Source organism: Bacillota bacterium (assembly GCA_029961055.1).
In the GTDB taxonomy this organism is placed as follows: Bacteria; Bacillota; Sulfobacillia; order JAIMAT01; family JAIMAT01; genus JAIMAT01.
Map to the genome: position 1 here is coordinate 185,228 of JASBVM010000023.1, position 6,928 is coordinate 192,155.

Here is a 6,928-nt window from a genome sequence, read left to right on the forward strand (position 1 = left end):
GGAAAGGGAATCGGGGACTCTCAGGAACAAGGGCGGCACCTCCCTGGAAGGCTCCTTCCTCCGGCTCATCCGAAGTCGGCCAGGAAGCGGAGCAGGCTCGGCACCAGCACCACCACCAGGATCGGTGGAAGGAGGAAGGCGCCCGTGACCAGGGTCAGCTTGAGCGGCAGGAGATCGATCCGGCGCGCCTGCCGGGTCGCCTCCTCCTCCAGCGCGTCGGCGGCGATGGTGCGGAGCGTCTCCGCCACCGGAGCGCCAAGGCTCTGGCCCAGGCGAAGCGTCCGCTCCAGGCCGCGCAGCTCGTCCAGGCCCAGCTCCGCGTGCAGCAGGCCCAGGGCGTGGAGCGGCTCCTGGCCGCGCTCGATGCGGTCGGCCACCTGGCGGAGCGCCTCGCCCATGGGGCCGCGCACCTCCTCCCCGGTCAGCCGCACCGCCTGCAGCAGGTTGAGTCCGGCCTCGCTCGCCTCGGCCAGCAGGTCGAGCGCGGCGACCAGCGAGCGGCGCGCCGCCTCCCGGCGGGCTCGCCTCTGGCGGCGCTGCCGCCAGAGGTCGAAGAGGTCGAGGCCGGACCGGCGCGAGACCAAGGCGGCCCGGCGCAGCAGGCGGCTCAGCCGCGGCAGCCAGGCCGCGCCCGGGTCGAGGGCGAGGATCGCCAAGGCGGCGGCGCCGCTCCCCAGGAGCGCCAGGCCCAGAGGGAGGGGGCCGGGGAGGACCGGGAGCTCCACGGCTCACACCCCCTCCGGACGCGTCAGGCGACGGGTGACCAGGACGCCCACCGACCAGGAGGCGAGCGCGTACAGCAGCGCGATCCGGCCCATGGGCGATCCGGCCAGCAGGGGGAGCGGGCTGGTGCCCGTGGCCGTCAGGAAGAGGAGCAGGAGCGGCGGCATCGCCGCCAGGAAGCGCGCCGTCCAGCGCGCTTCCGCCGTCCTCGCGGCCAGCTGTGCGCGCCGGTGCCGCCGCTGGCGGAGGCTCTGGCTGAGCCGGGCGAGGGCGAGCCGGGGATCGCCTCCCGTCCGCCGGTGGAGGCGGAGCACCTGGACGAGCCGGCGGGAGCTCTCCTCGCAGCCGGGGATTTGCTCCAGGTGCGCCAGCGCCTTCCAGAGCGGCTGGCCGCTCCGGTAGAGACCGACCACCTGGCGGAGATGGGGTTCCAACGCGGGCGGGGCGTGCTCCGCCGCCTGCTCCAGCGCGAGGAAGAGGCTCGCCCCCGCCCGGAGCGCCTCGGAGATCTCCAGGATGGCGCTCTCCATGGCCTCCTCCACGCCCGGTTCGGGGCGTCTCCGGCGGACCGCCTCCCGGAGCCGGCCGGCGAGCCGGCCGACCGGGTCCGCCCAGCGCGCGGGCCGGCGCCCGAAGAGCGCCGCCAGCCGTCCCGGCGCCCGCTCGCCGCGGAAGGCTTCGAAGGCCGCCACCGCCAGCGCCGCCGAGCCGCTCATGCCCAGGAGAAGGAAGGCGTTCACGCGGCCTCCGCCCTTTCGCCCGGCCTGGCCGCGCCCCGGGGCTCCGGCCAGCTCTCTCCCGCCCGGGTCGCCTTCTGCAGAAGGCGTGCCGTCAGCGGCTGCGGCTGCCGTTCCAGGCGCCCGCTCCGGGGGTTCCAACGCCAGAGGGGACGCACCTGCGTCCTCCCCTCCTGCACGTCGACGAGGCTCACCTCGATCACGCGGCGAGAGCCGTCGCCGAGGCGCGCCTGGTGGAGGACCAGGTCGAGACCGGCGCCCACCTGCTGCAGGATGGCGGCGTAGGGCAGGTCGGTGCCGGCCATGAGGACCATGTTGGCCACCCGTTCCAGCGCGTCGGCGCCGGAGTTGGCGTGGAGCGTGCTGAGCGCCCCGTCGTGGCCGGTGTTGAGGGCGGTCAGCCAGTCGAAGGCCTCCGGACCGCGGAGCTCGCCGATGATGATCCGGTCGGGGCGCATCCGGAGCGCGTTCCGCACCAGGTCGCGGATGGTCACCTCGCCCCTTCCTTCCACGTTGGCGGGTCGCGCCTCCAGCCGGACCACGTGCTCCTGCTGGAGCACCAGCTCGGCGTCGTCCTCGACGGTGATCAGGCGCTCGCGGCCGCCGGGGATGAAGCTGGCCAGGGCGTTGAGCGTGGTGGTCTTCCCGGAGCCGGTGCCGCCGCTGACCAGGAGGTTGCAGCGGCTCCGGACCGCCACCGCCAGCCAGCGCGAGACGGGCTCGCTCCAGGTCCCCAGCTCCACCAGCCGGGCGGGCGTCAGCGGCTCGCGGGAGAACTTCCGGATGGTCAGGTAGGGACCGCCCAGGGCGAGCGGGGCGATCACCGCGTGGACGCGGGAGCCGTCCGGCAGCCGGGCGTCGACGTAGGGCTGGGAGCGGTCGATGCGCCGTCCCAGCGGCGCCACGATCCGCTGGATCAACGCCTCGAGGTGGCCCTCGTCGCGGAAGCGGACCGCGGTCGGCTCCAGCTGCCCGAGCCGCTCCACGAAAACCGCCTTGGGGCCGTTGACCAGGATGTCGTTGACCGTAGGGTCGCGCATCAGGGGCGCCAGCGGGCCGTAGTCGGCCAGCTCATCGCTGATCGCCTCCGCCAGCCGCCGGCGCTCGGCGGGCTGGCGCAGGCCGTGCTCGGCCAGGAGCCGCGTCTCCACCCAGCGGACCAGCTCCTGGCGGCCTTCCTCGGAACCGCGGGCGGTCTCGAAGAGGCCGGGGGCGGCGCGCATCAACCCCTCGCGGAGCGTCTCCACCAGCTCCCAGGGCGGCTCCGGCGCGAGGCCGCCCGCCTCGCTCTCCCCGTCCCTCCGGCTCTGCAGGAGATCCGTCGTCACGCCCACAGCTATCCCCTCCTCGACTCGTCGGGGTTCAGGACGCTCGAAAGCTTGGCCCAGCCCGCGCGCAGCCGCCCGGCCCAACGGGTCTCGCTCCGCTCCAGCGGGACGAGGCGGGAGGCGAGCTGCTCCACCGCCCGGCTGAAGGGGTGGTCGGGCTGTTCCAGGACCAGCGGCCGGCCCAGGTAGGCACCCCGTTCCAGGGCGGGGCCCGCCTCGGGCAGCTCGAAGCGGTCTTCGAAGCCGAGCTCGCGGGCAGCCTCGGACGGGCGGACCGGACCGTTCTCAGGCAGCCGCGCGAGAACCAGGTGGAGGCGCTCCCTGGGCCAGGGCGGCTCTTCCTGCTGCAGCGCCAGGTGGAGGCGGCGGAGGGCGGCCGGGTCGACCGTGCTCAGGACGAAGAGCCGGGTGGCCGCCTCGCAGACGGCGAACCGGAGCGAGGGCGGTAGCGCGGCGTCGGTGTCGACCAGGGTCACGTCGTAGCGGCTGAGGGCCCCGCGCAGGAGCCGGCCGACGCGGTCCGGGTCGACGAGCTGGGCGAGCTCGGGACGGCTGGGCCCCGCGACCACTTGGAAACCCAGGGGGTGCGAGCGGATCGCCGACTGCGCCTCGACCGACTCCAGCCGCCCGGCGAAGGGCAGGAGGTCGACCAGACCGGGGCTCTCCACCATGTCCAGCTGAACCGAGGCATCCGGCCCTTCCAGCCCCAGGTCGACCAGGAGGACGCGAGCCTCCGTCCGCGCGGCCAGGAGCGCCGCCAGGTTGACGGCGAGGCTGGTCTTCCCGACGCCGCCCTTGACGCTCACCAGCGCCACGACCTGCGGCCGCAGCGTGCGCACCGCCGCCCTCGGTCGGCCGTTCGCCGCCTGGAGCCTCATCTCCAGGGCCCGCCAGGACGACTCTCTCTGGCCGAGGAAGGCGGTCGGCGCCGCGGACCGTCCGTCCTCCGGCTCGGGGAGCGGGGGCGCCGGGGCCTGGGCGGGCGGCTCGGGGAGCGGGGGCGCCTGCCCCCAGCCGGCTCTCCGGAGGAGTTCCGGGACGGTCCAGGGCAGCCGGAGCTCGTCCACGCCCGCCACGTCGTAGGTGAGCGCGCCGCTGACCACGGCCACCAGGTGCGCGGCGGGGAGGAGCGTGCGGATGCCCGCCAGCAGCTCGGCGAAGGGCTCTCCCGGCGCCGCGCTCTCCAGCGCCACCACCACCTCCGGCCGGATCTGGGCGAGGAGCGCGGGGGCGGAGCTCGCTTCCTCCAGCTGCGCCACCAGGCGGGGACCGCCCGGGCTGCGCAACGCCCCCTCCACCTGGGGATCGCGGCCGACCAGCACCAGCCGCGGCCGGGCGGCTTCCCTCCCCGGCGAGGAAGGGATCGCCTCACCGGGAACCACGGTCCCCACCTCCTTCGACCGGCTGCGGGGGAGCCGGCAGCACCCCCGTCGCACCGGGAGGCAGATCGAGGAGCTCCGGCGGCAGGCCCGCGGGCGGCTCCTCGAACCCCTCGCCGCCGGCCTCCGGCGCGGCGCCGCCCGGAACCGCGGGGAGCGCCACCGAGGGGGGCAGGAAGAGGCTCTGCCGGTCGACGCCGCCGCCGCTCTCCAGGCCGCCGGCCAGCGAGGCCGCGGCCAGCATCACCTTCCCGTAGGCCAGCGTGTAGGCCAGCCGCTCCGCCTCGCCTCCGTCCACCGCGAGCAGGACCGCCGCCGGCGGCTCGCGCCGTTCGCGGCTGCGGGCGGCTTCGTCGTACCAGTCGCCGGTCGCGTCCTGGACGCCCACCAGCTCCACGCCGCGCAGGAGCAGCTGGCTCCGGGCCGGGCCGCCGTCGCGGGCCTCGGTGACCGAGAGGACGTCGAAGCGCCGCCCCGGCTGCAGGAGTCCCACCGGCGTCCGGTCCGGCTCGATGGGCACCGCCACGACCGCGCGGCCCCGAGGCAGGGCGGCGACCGCCTGACCGGCCCGGTCGCGGTCGGCCAGGCGCCCGCGCAGGATCGGCTCCCCCGGCAGGAAGGCGGCGGTGGTGTAGCGCCCCACCGCCTCGCGGGCGTCGCGGAGCGCCTCCGCGTGGACCGCCTCCCGGGGGAGCTCGACCGAGCGGACGTCACCCGGCGAGAGCCGCGCGTAGGCGGCCAGCGGCCGTGCCGCCACCACCACCCGCACCCGCCCCTGCTCTCGCGGGAGAAGCGCCAGGAACGCCAGAAAGGAAGCGAGTCCCACCGCCAGCGCGAGCCAGAAAGTCGGATTCCGCCAGCGCACCCTTCTCACCACCTTCCTCCAAGGTGTTCCAGACGTTACCAGCGCGGTGGGGGTGATGTCAAGATCTTCCATCAGCGACCGAGCCTGCGTATCCTGAGGGGGAAACGCGAGGGGCCCGGCCCGGAACGGCCCCCGGGGAGGTCGGAACGTGGAACGCTGGCAAGGTCCGCCGCCTGGCGCGCGGCGCCGGCCGGGCCGGGCGGTCGCCTTCCTCATGGCCGCGGCCGCGCTCCTTGCGGCCGTGCTCCCGCCCGGCACCGCGGCTGCCGCTCCCGGCGCCGGGGAGGGGCGCGACCCCTGGTACCGGGACGTGCCGGCCCGCCACTGGGCGCATGAGATCGTCCGCACGCTCTGGGAGGTGGGCGTCACCGACGGCGACCGGCGCACGGTGGGCGGGCGGGTCGTCGCCGCCTACTTCCGCCCCGACGACACGATGAACCGGGCGGAGTACACGCTTCTTGCCGCCCGCGCCTTCCGGCTGGCGCCGGTGGAGGAAGCGGAACCGGTCTACGCGGACGTCGCGCCGGATCTTCTCCTCTATGGCCGGCTGCCCGCCCTGCCGTGGGTGGAGGCGGCGCGCCGCCAGGGATGGGTCCGCGGGGCACCGGGGTCGCTCTTCCATCCGCAGGCCGGCCTCCGCCGCGACGTGGCGGCGGGCTTCCTGATCAGCGGGCTCGGCCTCGGACGCTGGGCCGAGGCGCTGCCCCTGGCCAGGCAGGCGGAGCTCCTCCGCCGCTTCCCGGACGGCGAGGGGGTCCTTCCCGAATACCGCGCCCGCGTCGCCCTGGCCATCGAGCTCGGGATCCTCTGGGGCTACCCCGACGGGAGCCTCCAGCCCGGCCGGCTCCTCTCCCGCGCCGAGGCGGCGGCCGAGATCTACCGCTCGGCCATGCTCCGCCTGGACGCCGCGCCCAACCCCTTCTCCCCGGACGGCGACGGCTACGAGGACGTGACCGTGATCCGCACCGCCTCGCTCCTCACCCAGCCGGCCTACGACTGGAATCTCTTCCTCCGCGACCTGGCCGGCCGCGAGGTCTTCCGCTTCCGCCGCACGGCCCTGCCCGAGCCGCTGCCCGAGGCGCTCACCTGGGACGGGCTCGACGCCGCCGGCCGGCCGGTCCCCGACGGCGAGTACCGCCTCTCCGGGGCGGTCATCGACCGCCAGGGGAACGAGCTGACCTCGGTCGCCGGCCCGCTCTTCCTCGTCCGGCGCCGGCTCGAGGCTGCGCTCGACCCCTCCGTCGCCGCGCCGGGCAGCCGCATCCTGGTGACTGCGCGGACGACGGGCGGCGCCCGGACCGTCACCGCCTTCCTGGGTGCCGTCGGGGCCACCCTCTCGCCCGTGGGCGAGAGCGACGGCTGGACCGGCTGGATGGGGGTGCTGTCCGCGCCCGCCGGCGAGGGCTCCTACGCGGTCGCCGTCCACGCCGACTTCGGCCCGGTCCAGCGCGAGGCGCAGCTGACCCTCCGGGTCCAGACCCCCCTCCACCTGGAAGGAAGCCTCGACCCCAACCCTGCCCCCCGCGGCTTCCATGTCCGTCTCCGCGCCTCCGGCAGCCCCGCGCTGCGGAGCGTCGAGGTGCGCTGGCCGGACGGCAGCCGCCAGCTTCTGGCCCGCCTGGGGGACGGGCTCTGGCAGGGCGACTGGCGGATGCCGGCCGACTGGCCGAGCGGTGCCTACCCTGTGGAGCTGGCGGGCAGGGCCTTGGACGGCCGGACCGTCCGCGCCGACCTCCAGCTGGTGGTGGGGGGCGAGCTGCTGGAGATGGTCCGGTTCGTGCTGACCGGCTGATCGACGCGGCAGGAGAAGACCGGGCGGGACGGCCACCCGCCCGCCCGGCCCGCAGATCCGGGACCGCTAACGCCCCTGGCCCGGCGCGGTCGGCGGCGCCGCTG

The 6,928-nt window shown here is 76.0% G+C and carries 6 protein-coding genes; 1 reads left to right on the plus strand and 5 read right to left on the minus strand.

What is annotated here, in order from left to right:
- Window positions 1-65: 65 nt before the first annotated feature.
- Genes QJR14_07610 through cpaB form a run of 5 tightly spaced genes read right to left on the minus strand, consistent with a single transcriptional unit; the run spans window position 66 to window position 5,032 of the window.
- A complete protein-coding gene (locus tag QJR14_07610) occupies window positions 66-725 on the minus strand; it encodes a type II secretion system F family protein (GenBank protein MDI3317465.1) in 660 nt (219 codons plus the stop codon).
- Between the two features lie 3 nt (window positions 726-728).
- Window positions 729-1,463 carry a type II secretion system F family protein gene (locus QJR14_07615; GenBank protein ID MDI3317466.1) on the minus strand — a complete coding sequence of 245 codons (735 nt, stop codon included), beginning with the start codon at window positions 1,461-1,463 and terminating at the stop codon, window positions 729-731.
- Window positions 1,460-2,794, minus strand: coding sequence for a CpaF family protein (locus QJR14_07620; protein ID MDI3317467.1), 1,335 nt, complete (start codon window positions 2,792-2,794; stop codon window positions 1,460-1,462). Before QJR14_07620 ends, QJR14_07615 begins: the two co-directional genes overlap by 4 nt.
- A gap of 2 nt (window positions 2,795-2,796) precedes the next feature.
- A complete protein-coding gene (locus tag QJR14_07625) occupies window positions 2,797-4,179 on the minus strand; it encodes an AAA family ATPase (GenBank protein ID MDI3317468.1) in 1,383 nt (460 codons plus the stop codon).
- Complete coding sequence (gene cpaB, locus QJR14_07630; GenBank protein MDI3317469.1) at window positions 4,157-5,032, minus strand: Flp pilus assembly protein CpaB; 876 nt, start codon at window positions 5,030-5,032, stop codon at window positions 4,157-4,159. Before cpaB ends, QJR14_07625 begins: the two co-directional genes overlap by 23 nt.
- A 148-nt stretch (window positions 5,033-5,180) precedes the next feature.
- Between cpaB and QJR14_07635 the strand changes: the two genes are divergently transcribed.
- Window positions 5,181-6,824, plus strand: a complete 1,644-nt coding sequence (locus tag QJR14_07635) for an S-layer homology domain-containing protein (GenBank protein ID MDI3317470.1) — start codon at window positions 5,181-5,183, stop codon at window positions 6,822-6,824.
- The last annotated feature ends 104 nt before the right edge of the window (window positions 6,825-6,928 follow it).